Annotated in this window: 14 protein-coding genes; 5 read left to right on the top strand and 9 right to left on the bottom strand. The window is 75.1% G+C overall.

Annotated elements, in window-relative coordinates:
• Window positions 1–24: 24 nt before the first annotated feature.
• From GSF02_RS05505 to GSF02_RS05485, 6 genes are all read right to left on the bottom strand, one after another.
• The gene (locus tag GSF02_RS05505; protein ID WP_408003862.1) at window positions 25–1,701 is read right to left on the bottom strand and encodes a sodium:solute symporter family protein; all 1,677 of its coding nucleotides are present in this window, start codon (window positions 1,699–1,701) and stop codon (window positions 25–27) included.
• A gap of 224 nt (window positions 1,702–1,925) precedes the next feature.
• Window positions 1,926–3,431, bottom strand: a complete 1,506-nt coding sequence (locus GSF02_RS05500; protein WP_159793571.1) for an amidohydrolase — start codon at window positions 3,429–3,431, stop codon at window positions 1,926–1,928.
• A 59-nt stretch (window positions 3,432–3,490) separates the two neighbouring features.
• Window positions 3,491–3,625, bottom strand: coding sequence for a hypothetical protein (locus GSF02_RS18990; RefSeq protein ID WP_268892848.1), 135 nt, complete (start codon window positions 3,623–3,625; stop codon window positions 3,491–3,493).
• 218 nt (window positions 3,626–3,843) lie between these two features.
• Window positions 3,844–4,887 carry an NAD(P)-dependent oxidoreductase gene (locus GSF02_RS05495; RefSeq protein WP_159793569.1) on the bottom strand — a complete coding sequence of 348 codons (1,044 nt, stop codon included), beginning with the start codon at window positions 4,885–4,887 and terminating at the stop codon, window positions 3,844–3,846.
• Entirely contained in the window at window positions 4,884–6,209 is a 1,326-nt protein-coding gene (locus tag GSF02_RS05490; protein ID WP_159793567.1) for an MFS transporter, read from the bottom strand. The genes GSF02_RS05495 and GSF02_RS05490 overlap by 4 nt, the downstream gene beginning before the upstream one ends.
• Window positions 6,210–6,259: 50 nt before the next feature.
• On the bottom strand, window positions 6,260–7,033 hold the full coding sequence (locus GSF02_RS05485; RefSeq protein WP_159793566.1) for an SDR family NAD(P)-dependent oxidoreductase: 774 nt from the start codon (window positions 7,031–7,033) through the stop codon (window positions 6,260–6,262).
• Between the two features lie 267 nt (window positions 7,034–7,300).
• Between GSF02_RS05485 and GSF02_RS05480 the strand changes: the two genes are divergently transcribed.
• Window positions 7,301–8,311, top strand: coding sequence for a sugar-binding transcriptional regulator (locus tag GSF02_RS05480; RefSeq protein WP_159793564.1), 1,011 nt, complete (start codon window positions 7,301–7,303; stop codon window positions 8,309–8,311).
• A complete protein-coding gene (locus tag GSF02_RS05475) occupies window positions 8,308–9,030 on the top strand; it encodes a GntR family transcriptional regulator (protein ID WP_201308811.1) in 723 nt (240 codons plus the stop codon). Before GSF02_RS05480 ends, GSF02_RS05475 begins: the two co-directional genes overlap by 4 nt.
• A gap of 5 nt (window positions 9,031–9,035) precedes the next feature.
• Here GSF02_RS05475 and GSF02_RS05470 read toward each other — a convergent pair whose 3' ends face one another.
• Together GSF02_RS05470 and GSF02_RS05465 are read right to left on the bottom strand one after the other, a co-directional pair.
• Window positions 9,036–10,073: a GmrSD restriction endonuclease domain-containing protein gene (locus GSF02_RS05470; protein ID WP_201308810.1), complete on the bottom strand. Its 1,038-nt coding sequence runs from the start codon at window positions 10,071–10,073 to the stop codon at window positions 9,036–9,038.
• Between the two features lie 132 nt (window positions 10,074–10,205).
• Complete coding sequence (locus GSF02_RS05465; RefSeq protein ID WP_159793562.1) at window positions 10,206–12,254, bottom strand: SpoIIE family protein phosphatase; 2,049 nt, start codon at window positions 12,252–12,254, stop codon at window positions 10,206–10,208.
• Between the two features lie 173 nt (window positions 12,255–12,427).
• On the opposite strand from GSF02_RS05465, the gene GSF02_RS05460 reads away from it, so the two are divergent.
• The 3 genes from GSF02_RS05460 to GSF02_RS05450 are packed head-to-tail and all read left to right on the top strand — an operon-like array spanning window position 12,428 to window position 15,161.
• Window positions 12,428–14,410, top strand: a complete 1,983-nt coding sequence (locus GSF02_RS05460; RefSeq protein ID WP_159793560.1) for a glycosyltransferase family 2 protein — start codon at window positions 12,428–12,430, stop codon at window positions 14,408–14,410.
• The gene (locus GSF02_RS05455) at window positions 14,411–14,746 is read left to right on the top strand and encodes an STAS domain-containing protein (protein WP_159793558.1); all 336 of its coding nucleotides are present in this window, start codon (window positions 14,411–14,413) and stop codon (window positions 14,744–14,746) included.
• Complete coding sequence (locus GSF02_RS05450) at window positions 14,736–15,161, top strand: ATP-binding protein (RefSeq protein ID WP_159793556.1); 426 nt, start codon at window positions 14,736–14,738, stop codon at window positions 15,159–15,161. The genes GSF02_RS05455 and GSF02_RS05450 overlap by 11 nt, the downstream gene beginning before the upstream one ends.
• A 45-nt stretch (window positions 15,162–15,206) precedes the next feature.
• On the opposite strand, the gene GSF02_RS05445 is transcribed toward GSF02_RS05450, so the two are convergent.
• Window positions 15,207–15,995: a MerR family transcriptional regulator gene (locus GSF02_RS05445; RefSeq protein WP_159793555.1), complete on the bottom strand. Its 789-nt coding sequence runs from the start codon at window positions 15,993–15,995 to the stop codon at window positions 15,207–15,209.
• Window positions 15,996–16,010 lie beyond the last annotated feature (15 nt).

The following is a 16,010-nucleotide window of genomic DNA, read 5'->3' as shown; positions in this document are numbered from 1 at the left end:
GGTTGTCTCCTTCCGGAACTCAGGTCAGCCGAACAGCAGGTTGAGGACGATGACGAGGCCCAGCGAGACGCCGGCCATCGGCAGCGGCCGCTGGTACCACGGGTGCCGCGAGGCCTCGGGGTCCGTGCGGCGCTCCTTCGGGGTCAGCGAGTACACGAAGCCGACCAGGTCCTTCTCCGGCTTGGGCGCCGTGAACTGCGTGACGACCACCGACACGATGATGTCGACGACGAACGCGACCGAGGCGGCGAGGAAGGCCGCGCCCTGGCCGCCGAGGTCGATCGCCCCCGTGCGGCTGAAGATGAAGACCACGACCGCGGACAGGGTGCCGAAGACCAGGCCGGACCAGCCGGCCGCCGCGGTCATCCGCTTCCAGAACATGCCGAGGATGAACGTGGCGAACAACGGGGCGTTGAAGAACCCGAACAGCGTCTGCAGGTAGTCCATCAGGTTGGAGAACCCGCTCGCGATCAGGGCGGTGAAGATCGCGATCACCGTGGCGACCACCGTGGCGATGCGGCCCAGGTTCAGGTAGTAGTGGTCCGCCTTGTCCTGCTGGACGTACCGCTGCCAGATGTCGTAGGTGAACACGGTGTTGAACGCCGACACGTTCGCCGCCATGCCAGCCATGAAGGCCGCAAGCAGTCCCGTGATGGCGAGGCCCAGCAACCCGTTGGGCAGCACGTCGCGCATCAGGTAGATGAGCGCCTGGTTCCAGGTGATGGTGCTGTCGGACGGCCCGCCGGCCTCCTTGTAGGCCACGATCTCCGGCACCAGCACCGCGGCGATCATGCCCGGGATGATCACGATGAACGGCACGAACATCTTGGGGAACGTGCCGATGATCGGCGTCATGCGCGAGGCGCGGATCGAGTTGGAGGCCATCGCCCGCTGGACCTCGACGAAGTTGGTGGTCCAGTAGCCGAACGACAGCACGAAGCCGAGGCCGAACACGATGCCGACCACCGACAGCACCGGGTTGGTGAAGCCGGACAGGTCGGAGCCAGGCCAGGACGACCACTGCTGGGACCCGCCGGGGCCGGCCAGCACCTTCTCCTCGAAGGCCGACCAGCCGCCGATCCGGTTCAGGCCGATGATCGTCAGCGGCAGCAGCGCGGCGACGATGACGAAGAACTGCAGCACCTCGTTGTAGATGGCCGCGGACAGCCCGCCCAGGGTGATGTACGACAGCACGATCGCCGCCGCGATGATCAGCGTGACCCACATCGGCCAGCCCAGCATCGCGTTGACGATGGTGCCGAGCAGGTACAGGTTCACGCCCGCGATGAGCAGCTGCGCCAGCGCGAACGACAGGGCGTTGACCAGGTGGGCCGCCGGCCCGAAGCGCTTGAGCATGAACTCCGGCACCGAGCGCACCCGCGAGCCGTAGTAGAACGGCATCATCACCAGGCCGAGGAACAGCATGGCGGGGATCGCGCCGACCCAGAAGTAGTGCACGGTCGGGATGCCGAGTTGGGCGCCGTTGGCGGACATGCCCATGATCTCGACGGCGCCGAGGTTGGCGGAGACGAACGCCAGGCCGGTGATCCAGGCCGGCAGGGAGCGGCCCGACAACAGGAAGTCGATGGCGTTCGAGACGTGCCGGCGGCCGAGGAACCCGATGCCGAGCACGAGCGTGAAGTAGATGACCAGCGGGACGTAGTCGTACCAGGCCACGTCGATGATGGTGTCCACGAGCAGCCTTCCTTCCCGGCCGACGGCACCGGCGGCTCGCTGCAGCGGCGGCGCCCTCGGCACGCGAGCAGGGCGGGTCCGTGCGGCCCACCTCTCCATGGTGGACCCGCCGCCAGGAGGGCGCGCGCGGGCGGCACGGGGGCCCGACGACGGTCTGCGCGGTCGGCGCCGTCGCCGTCGCGAGGGCGACGTCGCCGCAGGTCACCGCCCTGCGGCGCGCCCCGCCACGCCTACAGCTCCCGGTGCGTCCAGCGGCCGGCGAGCAGGGTGCCGGCCACCGGCACGGCCCGCAGGTCGGTGGCCGGGTCCAGGGGGTCGGCGTCGAGCACCGCGAGGTCGGCGGGCATGCCGGCGGCGAGCGCGAGCGGAGCGCCGTCGACCGATGCCTCGAGCGCCGGGACGACGCCGATGCGCTGCTCGGGGTGCCACGGCGCGCGCCCGTCGCGCGAGCGCGTGACGGCGGCCGCGACCGCCTGCCACGGGTCGAGCGGCGCCACGGGCGCGTCCGAGCCGAAGACGAGCTGGACCCCCGCGTCGAGCATCGTCGCGAGCGGCATGTTGCGGTCGGTGCGCCCGGCCCACAGCCGGTCGGCGACGTCGCGGTCGTCCATGGCGTGCTCGGGCTGCACGCTGGCGACGACGCCGAGCGCGGCGAACCGCTCGACGTCCTGCCACCGCAGCAGCTGGGCGTGCTCCACCGAGCCGCGCGCCCCGGTGGCGGCGAACGCGTCGAGGGCGAGGGCGTTGGCGCGGTCGCCGATGGCGTGGATCGCGCAGCGCAGGCCGGCGGCGTGGCCGCGGGCCATGAGCGGCACCAGGCGCTCCGGCGCCACGTTGAGCACGCCGCGGGCGTCCGCGCCGGTGGCGTCGGCGTACGGGTCGAAGCAGCAGGCGGTGCGGGTGTTGAGCGAGCCGTCGCTGATGACCTTGAGCGGGCCCTGGGTGACCAGCCCGCCCGGCCCCAGCGGGTCCCCGGTGCGCAGGCCCTCGCCGAGCACGGCGTCCAGGTGCTGCTCCCAGACGCCCGCGCGCACGCGCAGCCCGTCCCAGCCGCGGGCGAGGCGCCGGCGCCACACGGTGAGGTTGTCGGCCACCTCGAGGTCGACGACGCCGACGACGCCCCGCGCGGCGGCGGCCCGGGCGGCGTCGGCCACGAGGGCGTCGGTGACGTCGTCGGGCAGGGCCACCAGCCGCGGGCTGGCCGGCATCCACTCCTCCTCGCGCAGCAGGCCGGTGGGGTGCTCGACGCCGAGGAAGCGCAGGCCGGCGGTGCTGGCCCAGGCCGAGTGCAGGTCGCCGGAGACGAGCACCACCGGCACGTCGCCGGCGACGGCGTCGAGCACGTCCGCCGTCGGCGCCTGCGCCCACGCGGCCCACCGGAAGCCGAAGCCGACCAGCGGCTGACCGGGCGCCGGCGCGGTGGCCGGGTCGGCCAGGCCGTCACGCACCAGGGCGGCGGCGTGCTGCGGCGACGTCGCCGCGGACACGTCCAGGCGCCGGCGCACCATGGCCCACTGCGTCAGGTGGGTGTGCTGGTCCCAGAGGCCGGGCACCAGCGTGCGACCGTCCAGCGCGACGTGCTCCGGCGCGGCGCCCTCGGTGGCGGCGCCCCGCGTGGCCAGGGCCCCGGACGGCACGACGGCGGTCACGGCGCCGTCGTCGACGCGCACGTCGACGAGGCCGTCGCGCCCGATCACGTGGGCGCCGGTCAGCAGGAGCGAGACGGTCACTGGCACACGGTAGCCGCGGGCGCGGGCCGGGCTGGACCGCGGGCCGCGCCCGGCCCGGACCGGGGTCAGCCCAGCAGACCGCCGAGCGCGGACAGCCCGACGGCGACCGCCGCGGCGGCGGCCAGGACGGCGAAGGCGCGCGCCTCGGTGCGCGGGCGCACGGTGGTGGACAGCGGCAGGTCGGCGGTCGTCGTGGTCATGGCTCGACGCTACGGAGGCGTGCCCGGGCGGCGCGTCGCCGCGGGGGCGGATCCTCGCGGGCGCCGTCTACGCCTCCGGGAGGACGGCGGGCCCGCCCGGGTCCGCCCGACGGCGCGGCCCCCCGCGCGCACGAGGGCCCCGGCGTCGTCGTGGTCCGCGACGCCGGGGCCCTCCCCCTGCCCGTCCGTCCCGCCCTGAGGAAGCGGGACGGACGGAGTCACACCGCCGCCGCGGTCACGGCGCCCCGCCAGGTGGCCTCGTCGAGCGCCTCGCGCCCGAGCGCCGTCGCCGGGACCTCGCCGCGCGAGACGCTGATGATCGCGTCCATGACCAGGGCGGACACGTCCCGCGTGAAGTCGGCCGTCCAGGACAGGGCGTGCGGCGTGCACAGCACGTTGTCCATGGCCAGCAGCGGGTCGTCGGGGTCCGGCGGCTCGGGGTCGAAGACGTCGAGCGCCGCGCCCGCGATGCGTCCCCCGCGCAGGGCGCGGGTCAGCGCCTGCTGGTCGACCAGCCCGCCGCGGGCGATGTTGACGAGGTAGGCGTGCGACCGCATGGCGGCGAGGAACGACTCGCCGATCATGCCCCGGCTCTCCTCGGTCAGCGCCGCGGTGACGACGACGAAGTCCGCCCGGGCGGCGAGCGTGGGCAGGTCCACCTGCTCGGCACCGACCGCCCGGGCACGCTCGGCGGCCGAGGGCCGGTCGTCGGCGATCACGACGGCGCCCAGCGCCGTGAGCATCTCGGCCAGGCGGGTGCCCACCGAGCCGAGACCGACGATGCCGACCGTCCGCCCGACGATGCCGACGCCGCGGCGCTCGCCGCGCAGGGTGCCCCACTGTCCGCGCGTGGTCAGCAGGTGGTTCTCCAGGAGGCGGTTCGAGCAGGCGAGCACCATCGTCAGGCCGGTCAGCGCCATCGGCGTGCGCACCCCGGCCGGCGCGGTGGTCAGCACCACCCCCTCGCGGGCCAGCGCGACCGGGTCGAGCCCGTCGTAGCCGGCGCCGAAGCGCGCGACGTGCCGCAGGCGCGGCACCTGGCGCACGAGCTCGGCGCTGAACGGGACGTGGCCGAACGAGAGCACGGCGTCCACGCCCTCGAGCGCCGCCGGGTCGACCGGCCCGTGCGGCGGGATCGGCGGCAGCAGCCGCCACGTGATCCCCGCCTGCTCCAGCCGCTCGAGCCCGACGTCGCCGAACATCGTCGACCCGTCCGGCCGCGCGCCGTCGGCGGTCAGCCCCACCACGTACTCGCGCGTCATGCCGCCGCCTCGGCCTTCGCCCCGCCCGCGATGGGGTTGCGGACCAGGAAGCCGTAGAAGATCGCCCCCAGCGCGGCGATCACGCCGGCGAGGATGAACGTCGGGGTGTACGAGCCGATGTGGTCGTAGATGACGCCCGTGACGACGGGGGCGAGCGCCCCGCCGAAGTAGCCGCCGAAGTTCATGATCCCGCCGAACTGCGCGGCGTGGCTGTCCGGCACGATGTCGCTGGTCAGCGCCCAGGACTGGGACTGGATCGCCGCCACGAGGCCGAGCGCGAGGCACAGGACGAGGATCGCGACCACGACGTTGCGGGCCAGCGGCACCAGCACGAGCAGCACGCCGAGGCCGAGGCACGAGGCGATGAGCACGGACTTCTTCGACGCGATCGGCGACAGCCCGCGGCCGCGGGCGAGCTGCAGCGTGATGCGGCCGGCGTAGATCGCGGCCACGGCGGCGGCGAGGTACGGCACCGCGGCGACCCAGCCGCTGCCGGCGATCGAGATGCCGAGCGAGTCCTGCAGGTACAGCGGCAGGAACGTGATGAAGATGTTCCAGATCCAGATCGAGGTGAAGAAGCCGAGCATCATGCCCCAGGTCTGCCGGTAGGTGAAGAACTTCGCCCAGGGCAGGTGCTGCTTGGGGGTGCTGGCGTCGTCCCGGCCGGCCAGGATGTGCCGGTACTCCTCCTCGGACAGGCGCTTGGAGTCCTCGGGCGCCCGGTAGAAGGCCCAGAAGGCGGCGGCCAGCACGATGCCGGCGAGGCCGATGATGAGGAACATCGCGCGCCAGCCGAGGGCCAGCGACAGCACCGTGAGCAGGGGCGGGGCGATGGCCGAGCCCCACTTCGAGCCGGAGTCCCAGATGCCGGCGGCCTGCCCGCGCTCCTCGCGCGGGAACCAGGCGGTGGTGATCTTGCTGCTGTTCGGGGAGTTGGGCGACTCGCCCACCCCGAGCAGGAAGCGGAAGCCGAGGAAGTGCGCCATGTTCTGGCCCACCGACATCAGCGCCGTGGCCACCGACCACAGGCCGACGGCGACGAAGTACATGCGCCGCGCGCCCAGCTTGTCGATGAGGTAGCCGGCCGGCAGCTGGCACAGCGCATAGGTCCAGGAGAAGACCGACCCCATCAGACCGATGTCGGTCCGGGTGAGGCCCAGCTCCTCGATCATGTGCGGCGCCGCGATGGAGACCGACGAGCGGTCCATGTAGTTGAGCACGCCGGCGAGCAGCAGCCAGCCGAGCACCCAGTAGCGCAGGTTGCGGACCTTCTTGACGTCATGACGGCGGCGGTCCGCCGGCGTCTCTACTTCTGTAGCCATGACACTCCCTTGTGCATGCACGGTTCGTGGGTGGGCACCGGGGGCCGGGGTCAGTTGACGACGAGGCCGCCGTTGACGTTGAGCACGGCGGCGGTCACGAACCCGGCGTCCTCGCTGAGCAGGTACTCGATCGCCGCGGCGATGTCCTCGGGGCGGCCGACGCGGTCCACGATGAGGCCGTCCGCCAGCTCGGACTTGCGGTCGTCGGACAGGGTGCCGCCCATGATGTCGGTGTCGATCGGACCGGGCGAGACCACGTTGACCGTCACGCCGTGCTTGCCGACCTCGCGGGCGACGGAGCGGCTGAAGCCGATCACGGCGGCCTTGGACGCCGAGTACGGCGTCTTGCTGTAGGTGCCGCCGCCCAGCTGCGCCGAGGCCGACGACAGGTTGACCACGCGGCCCACGCCGCGCTCGACCATGCCGCGGATGGCGCGCTGGTTGACGTGGAAGGTGCCGGTGCTGTTGATGTCCATGACGCGGTCCCACTCCGCGCGCGTGACCTCGAGGAACGGCACGGGCGAGGCGACGCCGGCGGCGTGCGCCAGGCCGACGACCGGCGGCAGGTCCTGCTCCAGCGCGGTGAACGCGGCGTCGACCGAGTCCGCGTCGGCGATGTCGACGCCGTACCCGACCACCCGGGTGACGACCTGCGCGTCGACCTCCTTGGCGAACTCGACGACCGCGGCCTCGTCGACGTCGAGCGCGGCGACGTGCCAGCCGGCGCGGGCCAGCCGGCGCACGACGGTGCGGCCGATGCCGCGGGCCGAGCCCGCGCCGGTGACGACGACGGTCCGCTCGGCGGGGAAGGGGTGCTGCGTCATGGGTGCCTGCCTCCGGGGTGGTGCGGTGGAGTGCGCCGGCGGGCGGCAACCGCGGCCCTGCGCGGCGGTGCAGGCAGGAGCGGCGGTGCTCTCCGGGATCGGCGGCGGTCTCCGGGATGACGCCTATACGATATAGACGATAGGCAGCGCGGCCCCCGGCGCTCGGGCGGGAATCCTGCTCGACCTCCGGCGGGTCGCCGCGGCCCGGGCCGGGGGCGATGGGAAATCGCCTCGCGGCGGCAGTGGATCCGGCTCGAAGGAGAGCGCATGTCGGCTGAACCATCGATGGGCACCCTGCGGCGGTCCCGCGCGGCGGCGCGCGTGCCCGAGGACGACGAGCGGACGATCGACGTCGCCCGCCTCTACTACCCCGGCGGGCTGAAGATCGAGGAGATCGCCGCCCGGCTCCACCTGTCGCGCTCGACCGTCTCGCGCGAGCTCGCCAAGGCGCGCCGGCGCGGCCTGGTCGAGTTCGTCCTGCACGGCACGCCCGACCCGACCGCGGCGCTCGCCGCGGCGATCGAGGACCGGTTCGGGGTCCGCACCACCGTCGTCGACTGCTCCGCGGCACCGACCGCGGCCGGGCGGCTCGAGCGCGTCGCGGAGCGCGCCGCGGAGCGGCTCACGGCGATGGTGGCCCCCGACACGACGGTGGCGGTGGCCTGGGGCCGGACGGTCGACGCGGTGGCGCGCCACCTCACCCGCAGCCCCACGCGCGGGACGCGCGTGGTCCAGCTCAACGGGTCCGGCAGCTCCGCCACCACCGGCATCCACTACGCCGGGCGGCTGCTCGAGCGGTTCGCGCACGCCTTCGCCGCGACGGACCACCCCTTCCCCGTGCCGGCCTTCTTCGACTCCGCCGCCACGCGCGCGGCCATGTGGCGCGAGCGGTCGGTCCGGCGCCTCCTGGAGCTGCGGGCCGGCGCCGACGTCATGGTGGCCTCGGTGGGCGCGATCGACGCCGACGACCCGGGCCGGCTGTACCGGCCCGACTACCTCGACCCCCGGGAGGTGGCGGAGCTGCGCCACCGCGGCGTCGTCGGCGACCTCGGCGGGGTGTTCCTGCGCGCGGACGGCACCGCTGCCGACGTCGCGCTCAACGGCCGGGCGACCGGCATGCCCGTGGACGAGGTGCGGGCGGTCCCGACGCGGCTGCTCGTGGTGGCGGGCCCGGACAAGGCCACCGCGACGCTGGCGGCGCTGCGCGCGGCCGCGGCGACGGACCTGGTGCTCGACGACGCCACGGCGTCGCAGCTGGCGGAGGAGGACGCACGATGACGACGGACGACCGGCTCGGCGAGCCCCCGGTGCGCGTGGCGCGCCGGGCCATGCGGGACGACGTGCACGACGCGCTGCTGGCGATGCTGCTGGACGGGCGCCTCGAGGCCGGCGCCTCCCTGAGCATCGACCAGCTCGCGCGCGCCCTCGGGGTCTCACCCACGCCGGTGCGCGAGGCGCTCGTCGAGCTGGAGGCCACCGACCTCGTGCGGCGCACCGCCCACCGCGGCTACCAGGTGGCGCCGCCAATCAGCGCCGAGCAGGCGGCCGAGCTCGCCGACGCCCGGCTGATCGTGGAGCCCGCGGCGGCGGCGCTGGCGGCGCAGCTACGAGACCCGGGGCTGCTCCCCGGGCTCCGGGCCGCGCAGCGGGCCCACGAGGAGGCGGCCGTGGCCGTGCGCGGCTGGGACGGCACCACGCGCGACCGCAACGGGCTGCCGGCGCCGCTCATGCCGTACTTCCGCGCCGACTGGGCCTTCCACCAGACGATCCTCGACCACTGCGGCAACCGCTACGTGCGCAGCATGGTGGTGGGGCTGCGGGCCTCGGTGCAGCGGATGCGGCAGAACGTCGAGCGCGGGCCGGAGGACACCGAGCTGGCGGTGGCCGAGCACGGCGCCGTCCTCGCCGCCCTCGAGACGGGCGACGGCGACGCGGCGGCCGCCGCGATGCGCGCCCATCTCGACGCCGTGCGGGACCGCTCCGTCGACCAGGCCTGACGGCCCTACTCGCAGGCGACGCCGTCGCCGTCGCCGTCCATCGCCTCGCGGTAGCCGGGCTCACCGCGGTACAGCGGCGCGGCGCCGGCGGCGCGGGCCTCCGAGCAGCTCGCGAACGACACGTCGGCCGGCTGCTCCGCGGGCGGCGTGCTCGGCGACGAGCCCGCCGTGCCCGACGACGCCGCGCGGGGGGCCAGGCCGCCGGCCGGCAGCGGCTCGTCCGGGCAGCCGGACAGCACCGTGACCATCGCGTCCTGCTCCGCCTGGGTGACCCACAGCCCGTACAGCCGCTTCACGGCCACCTGCCGCGCCACGTACTCGCAGCGGAACGCCCGGTTCGGCGGCAGCCACGTCGCGGTGTCGCCGTCGCCCTTGGACTGGTTCACCGAGCCCTTGGACGCCAGGAGGTTGAGCGGGTCGTTGGCGAACGCCTCCCGCGTGGCGGCGTCCCACCGCTGGGCGCCCTTCTGCCAGGCGTCCGACAGCGCGACGACGTGGTCGATCTGCACCATCGCGCTGGTGTCCTGCCCGCGCTCGAAGGCGATGGTCTCGCCCGAGTACGGGTCGTGGAACGTGCCGGTGAGGATGACGCAGTCGTGCGTGCCGGCCTTGGCGGTGACGTCCAGCATGTCGCGGCGCAGGATGTCGTTGCGGGTGTCGCAGCCGTTGTGGTCGACGTCGGCCCACGCGGGGCCGAAGTTGGCGCGGTCGTAGCCGGTCTTCGGGGCGCGGCCCTTGACGGTGAGCTGCTCGACCGCCGCGAGCGCCGTGCCCGCGTCGGCGGACGGGGAGCCGGTCGCCGACGGGGAGCCGGTCGCCGTCGTGCCGGACGGCGCGCTCGGCAGCGTGGTGCCGCCGACCTCCGACGGCACCTCGACCGCGGAGCCGGCCGACGTCTCGACGGCGCACCCGCCCAGCGCGAGCAGCGCGGCGACGCCGGCGCCGAGCAGGCGGGCGGCCGACCGGCGCGCCGACGCGGTGGTGCGGGCGGGCGCGGTGGTGCGGGCGGACGGGGCGGAGCGGGTGGTGCGGAGCGCGGTCACGGGGTCCTCTCGGGCGGGCGGCGGGCGCGACCCCCTACTCTCTCGCGCCGCGCGCCCGGGCCGGCACCGCCGGGCGGGTGACGTGCCGCACGCCGCTCGGGCGCAGGCGCCGTCGCCCGTGCCGGTGGCACGTCACTCCTTCGTCGGGTCCGTCGGTGGTGACGGCGGCGCCATGCCGCGGCCAGGCTCGCGTCGCACGGCGAGCACCGTCAGGTCGTCCTCCTGCGGACCGGCCGCCGCGGCGAGCGCGACGACGGCGTCCGCCGCCTCGCGCGCCGAGCCGGCGCGGCGCAGGGCCGGCTCGTGCCGCCTCAGGTCGAGCAGCGAGCCGCCGGCGGCGTCGAGCACGCCGTCGGAGAAGACCAGCAGCACGTCGCCCGGTGCCATGCGCACGGTCGCCGCCTCGCGCGGCGCCCCGAACCCCACGCCGAGCGGGGGTCCCAGGGCACGCAGGTGCTCGTGCGACCCGTCCGCCCGCACGAGAAAGCTCAGGCCGTGCCCGGCGTCGGCGTAGGTGACGAGCCCGCTGGACGGGTCCAGGTGGGCGCGGAAGGCGGTGACGAAGGCGGCGGCGTTGGCGAGGTCATCCGCCATCGCGTCCTCGGTCGCGGCCAGGGTGGCGGCGACGTCGGCGCCCTGCGCGTGGGCCTGCAGCGTCGCGCGCGTCGAGGCCGCGAGGATCGCCGCCGCGGGGCCCTTGCCCATGACGTCGGCGAGGGTCAGCACGAGACCGGGCTCGTCGGCCTGCCAGTCGTAGAAGTCGCCGCCGACGGAGCGGGCGGGCACGAAGCGCGCGGCCAGCTCGTAGCCGGGCACCACCGGAGCCCGGGCCGGCAGGAGGCTGGCCTGCATCGCCGCGGCGCGGCTCAGCTCCTGGCGCTCGGCGGTCACGTCGCGCATCACGGTCACCACCCCGCCGCCGCGGGCGGCGGGCAGGCGGGCCGTGGTGAACGTGACGATGCGGGACGCCGAGGCGCCGGGCGGGCGGACCAGCAGGTCCGTCTCCCGGACCAGCTCGCCGGCGAGCGCCCGCCGGTACGGGACCTCCTCGGGCGGCAGGTCCGAGCCGTCGAGCCGCCGCAGCCCCGCGAGGTCGTCCCCGTCCTCGCCGTCGACGGCCGGACCGGCCGCGGCCCCGCCGAGGAGCAGCCGCGTGGCCGCCGGGTTGCGCACCACCAGCCGGCCGGCCGCGTCGACCACGCGCACGCCCTCCGCCATCGTGTCGACGATCGTGGTCAGCAGCGTCGCCTGCGCCTGGGCCTCGTCGCGCGTCGCGGCCAGGTCGCGCACCAGCCGGTCGCGGTCCTCGGCGGCCAGCGCCAGCGCGAGGCCGAGCACGCACGCGAGCCCCACGTACAGCTGGGCCACGGCGACCTGCGAGGTGGGCGACTGCAGGGTGACGAACGGGCCGACCCCGTGAGCGGTGAGCGCCAGGACGACGACACTCACCACCGTGCTGTGCACGATGACGACCGGCGACGGCAGCCGCATGCCCGCCCACACCGTCAGCACGATGAGCGGGAAGACGAGCGCGACCTCGCCGAGCGTCGCGAACCAGGCGGCGTAGACCGCGGGCGTCAGCACCAGGACGGACACCCACTCGGCCGGCCGCGCCCGGCGGACCTGGCCCGGTATCGGCAGCCCCGTCCGAGCCCGGCGCAGCCACGCGCCGACGACGAGGCCCATGGTGCACACCACCAGCACGGCTTCACCGTTGCGCGCGCACCACAGCAGCAGCACCTCCCAGGACCAGAACCCCGAGTCCAGCCAGACGGCGAGGCCGGTGACGGGCGCGGAGGTCACCACACCGGCCGCCACGGCCGCGAGGAACCACCACAGCTCGCCGTGCGAGAGGGCCCGCGTCCCCCGGCCCGCCCAGACCCGGCGGCAGCCGCGGGCCATCACGGCGCACGTGACCACGGTCTCGACGACGGTCGCGAACGCGCCCACCGCGGCTCGCTCGAGGCTGGCGCCCGTGGCGGCGACCACGGCGCCCGTGGCGCCGAACAGGACCACGACGTCGAGCCAGGGCCAGGGCCGCCGGGCGCGGGTGAGCAGCCACAGCACCCCAACGCCGGCCGCCGGCCACACCAGGCTGACGCTCGAGTCGGGCAGTACCGTGAGCCGACCCAGGACGGCGGCCACCACGTACGCGGCCGCGAAGGCGGCCAGGAGCGCCACGTCGCCCCTGCGCGGCACGCCGCCCCGGGACGGCGCCCGTCGCCGCTCTGCGCCCCCTGCCACCGCACCCCCGCTCCCCGTCCGCACCGGCAGCCTAGGGGCTGCGCGGGAACCCCACAGCCCGAAGGACGCGTCTTGTGGCAGGTCAGCGAGGCCACCACTACCTTCACGGCATGGGGGCCACGCGCAGGCACGCGGCGACGAGCGCACCACGTCGTGACGGACGGCTGCTGGCGCTGCGCGTCGTCGCGCTGCTGACCATGGTGCTCGGCGTCAACTATGTCGTGTGGCGCTGGCTCGAGTCGGTGAGCTGGAGCGCCTGGTGGATCGCGGTGCCGCTGGTCATCGCCGAGACCTACAGCCTCGTCGACGTCGGCCTCTTCGCCGTCACGATGTGGCGCGCGCGGCGGCGGCCGGAGCCACCCCCGCCGGCCGAGGACGCGACCGTCGACGTCTTCATCACCACCTACGACGAGCCGGTCGACCTGGTGCTGCGCACCGCCGTGGCCGCCCGCGACATCCGCTTCCCGCACCGCACGTGGGTGCTCGACGACGGCGCCCGGCCTGCCCTGGCAGAGGCCGTCCGTGCGGCCGGGGTCGGCTACATCGTGCGGTCCGACGACTGGCAGGACCGGCCCCGGCACGCCAAGGCCGGCAACCTCAACAACGCGCTGTTCCGGACGGACGGGGAGTTCCTGCTCGTCCTGGACGCCGACCAGGTGCCCGACCCGAGCATCCTGGACCGGACGCTCGGGTACTTCCGGGACCCCGAGGTGGCGCTGGTGCAGACGCCCCAGTACTTCACCAACGTCCCGGACGCCGACCCGCTCGGCAGCCAGGCGCCGCTGTTCTACGGGCCGATCCAGCAGGGCAAGGACGGCTGGAACGCGGCGTTCTTCTGCGGGTCCAACGCGGTGCTGCGGCGCGAGGCGCTGATGCGCCTGGGGATCGTGGGGTACGTGCGCGAGACGGAGCGCTCGGTGCGCGACGCGCTCAGCGCCGCGCGCCGCATGCTCGGCAAGGCCCGGCGCGGCGCCGTCGACCCGGCGCAGGCGCGGGCCCTGGAGACCCTCGAGCACGGGGCGCGCGACGCCCTGGCGCGGCTGCACGCCGGGGAGCCGGTCGCCGAGGTCACGTACGCCTTCCAGCGGCAGGTCGACGCGGCATCGGCCGCGCTGGTGGCGGCGGACGCCGCGCAGATGCAGGAGGACCTGCGGGCCATCGCCGCGCTGCCCGTGGAGCGCGACAGCGAGCTGGGCGCCGTCGTCGTCGACGAGCAGGCGCTCGCCCGCCTGGCCGAGCGCGACTGGACGCCGCTCGGGGCCATCGAGTCGGTCCAGGCGCTGGTGCGGGCCGTCGACGTCGACCGCTCGGCGGAGGCGCAGCCGATCCTGCCCGTCGCCACCGTGTCGGTCACGGAGGACATGGCCACCGCCATGCACCTGCACGCGCAGGGGTGGCGCTCGGTGTACCACCACGAGCGGCTCGCCCTGGGGCTCGCGCCGGAGGACCTCGGCACGATGATCACGCAGCGGCTGCGCTGGGCGCAGGGCACGCTGCAGGTGATGCTCAGGCAGAACCCGCTGCGGCTGCGCGGGCTGAGCGGCGGCCAGCGGCTCATGTACTTCGCGACGATGTGGTCGTACCTGTCGGGCTTCACCGCCGTGGTCTACCTCGCCGCGCCGATCATCTTCCTGTGCTTCGGGGTGCTGCCGGTCACCGCGTGGTCGGTCGACTTCTTCGCCCGCTTCGTCCCCTTCCAGGTCGCCAGCCAGCTGCTGTTCCTCGTCGCGGCGCACGGCGTGCGCACGTGGCGCGGCCAGCAGTACAGCCTGGCGCTGTTCCCGGTGTGGATCCGCGCCACCGTCACCGCCGCCGCAAACGTGTGGTTCGGCCGTCCCCTGGGCTTCGCCGTGACCCCCAAGGTGCGCGGCAGCAACCGGGGCGCGTGGCGGCTGGTGCGTCCGCAGCTGGCCGCGATGGCGCTGCTCGTGGTCGCCGCCGTCGTCGGCGTCGTGCGCGCCGGGACGGGGCTGGCGCCCTGGGTGGGCACCACCGTCAACCTGCTGTGGGTCGCCTACGACCTCGTCGTGCTGAGCGTCATCGTCAGCGCCCTGCGGTACCGCGGGTACCAGGGCGCCGGAGAGGAGAGCTGAATGGAGTTCCGGGTCGAGGACGTCGAGGACGGCGCCACGGTCATCGCCCCGCAGGGGCGGCTGACCATGACGTCGGCGGGCGAGCTCAAGGCGCTGGTCGACCGGTCCGTCTCACGGGGCCGGCCGATGGTGGTCGTGGACCTCGCGGACACCACGTTCATGGACTCCTCCGGCCTCGGCGCCCTGGTGGGCGGCCTGCGCGCCACCCGGACCGCGGGCGGGGACCTGCGCATCGCCCGGCCCACCGCGCAGGTGACCACGGTGCTGGAGCTCACGACGATGGACCGCGTGCTCCAGCCCCGCGCCAGCGTCGAGGAGGCCCTCCGTGCCGGCTGACGAGCCCGCCGCCGTGCGGCTCGAGGGGCCGGCCGACGGCGAGCTCCTCGACGCCGTCCACGAGGGCGTCGCCCAGCTGTGGGCCTCGGCGCCCCACGTGCCCGACACCGACCGCATGCTCTTCGAGATCGCCCTGGTCGAGGTCGTCGCCAACGTGGTGCAGCACGCCGTGCCGGCCGCCGACCACGTCCACGTCGCCGTCGACCTCACGGCCGACGACGGCGCGGTGCACGCGGAGGTGATCGACGACGGCGCCGCCACCCCCGTCGACCTGGACCGCGGGCTGCCCGCCGACACCGCGACCAGCGGGCGCGGGCTCGCGCTGATCCAGCGCACGGTGGACCGGTTCACGTTCGAGCGCACCGGCGACCAGAACGTGTGGCGGCTCGCCCGGGGCTTCACGCCGGAGGGCTGAGCCGGCGGCCGCCGCCACGGAGCGCGGTGGCGGCCGCCGTCGGGCTCAGCGGTGGGCCTCGACCCACGCGGTCAGGGCGTCGCGGACGAACGCCGCGCCCTCCGTGCCGCCGTAGTTCGCGGCGAACCGCTCGTCGGCGACGTACATCTCGGCCAGGCCGAGCACGTAGTCGGCCGGCGGCCGGGCCTCCGCGTGCCCCGGCGTGCCCGGCACGCCGGCGAGCCAGCGCGCGTGGCGCTCGGCGAGCGCCTGCGCCCGCTCCTCCGCGGGGTCCACGCCGTCCTGCCAGGCGGCCTGCCAGTCGGCGTTGAGCGCGTTCACCTCGCGCAGGAACTCCTGCTGCCTCTCCGCGCCCAGCCCGCGCCACCAGGCGTCGCCGCTGGCGTACGCCTCGCGGCCCCAGCGCTGCTCGACCTCCTCCTTGTACCGGGTGTGGTCGAACCCGTCCAGCATGTCGGCGGCCATGATCGTCTCCTTGTCTGCGTCGTCCGGTCCGTCGTCCAGCCCGTCCTGCAGCGCCGCGAGGGTGCGGCGCACGGACGTGATCTGGCGGTCGATCCGGTCCCGCTCGCGGTGCAGCTCGTCGAGGTGCTCGCGCAGGGCGCGCGCCTCGTCGGTCTGCTCCGCGAGCACGCGGCCCACGGCGTCGAGCCCGAGCCCGAGCTCGCGCAGCAGCAGGATGCGCTGCAGCCGCACGATCGCCGTGCGGTCGTAGCGGCGGGTGCCGCCGGCCGCGACGCGGCTGGGCGGCAGCAGCCCGACGGCGTCGTAGTGCCGCAGGGTGCGGCTCGTGACGCCGGCGAGGCGTGCGACCTCTTGGATCGACCAGTCCATGCCGATCACCGTAGG

The sequence above is a fragment of the Puerhibacterium puerhi genome (assembly GCF_009846865.1).
Classification (GTDB): domain Bacteria; phylum Actinomycetota; class Actinomycetes; order Actinomycetales; family Cellulomonadaceae; genus Puerhibacterium; species Puerhibacterium puerhi.
The sequence above is the reverse complement of the archived record's forward strand: the minus strand, read 5'-3'. Positions and strand labels throughout refer to the sequence as shown.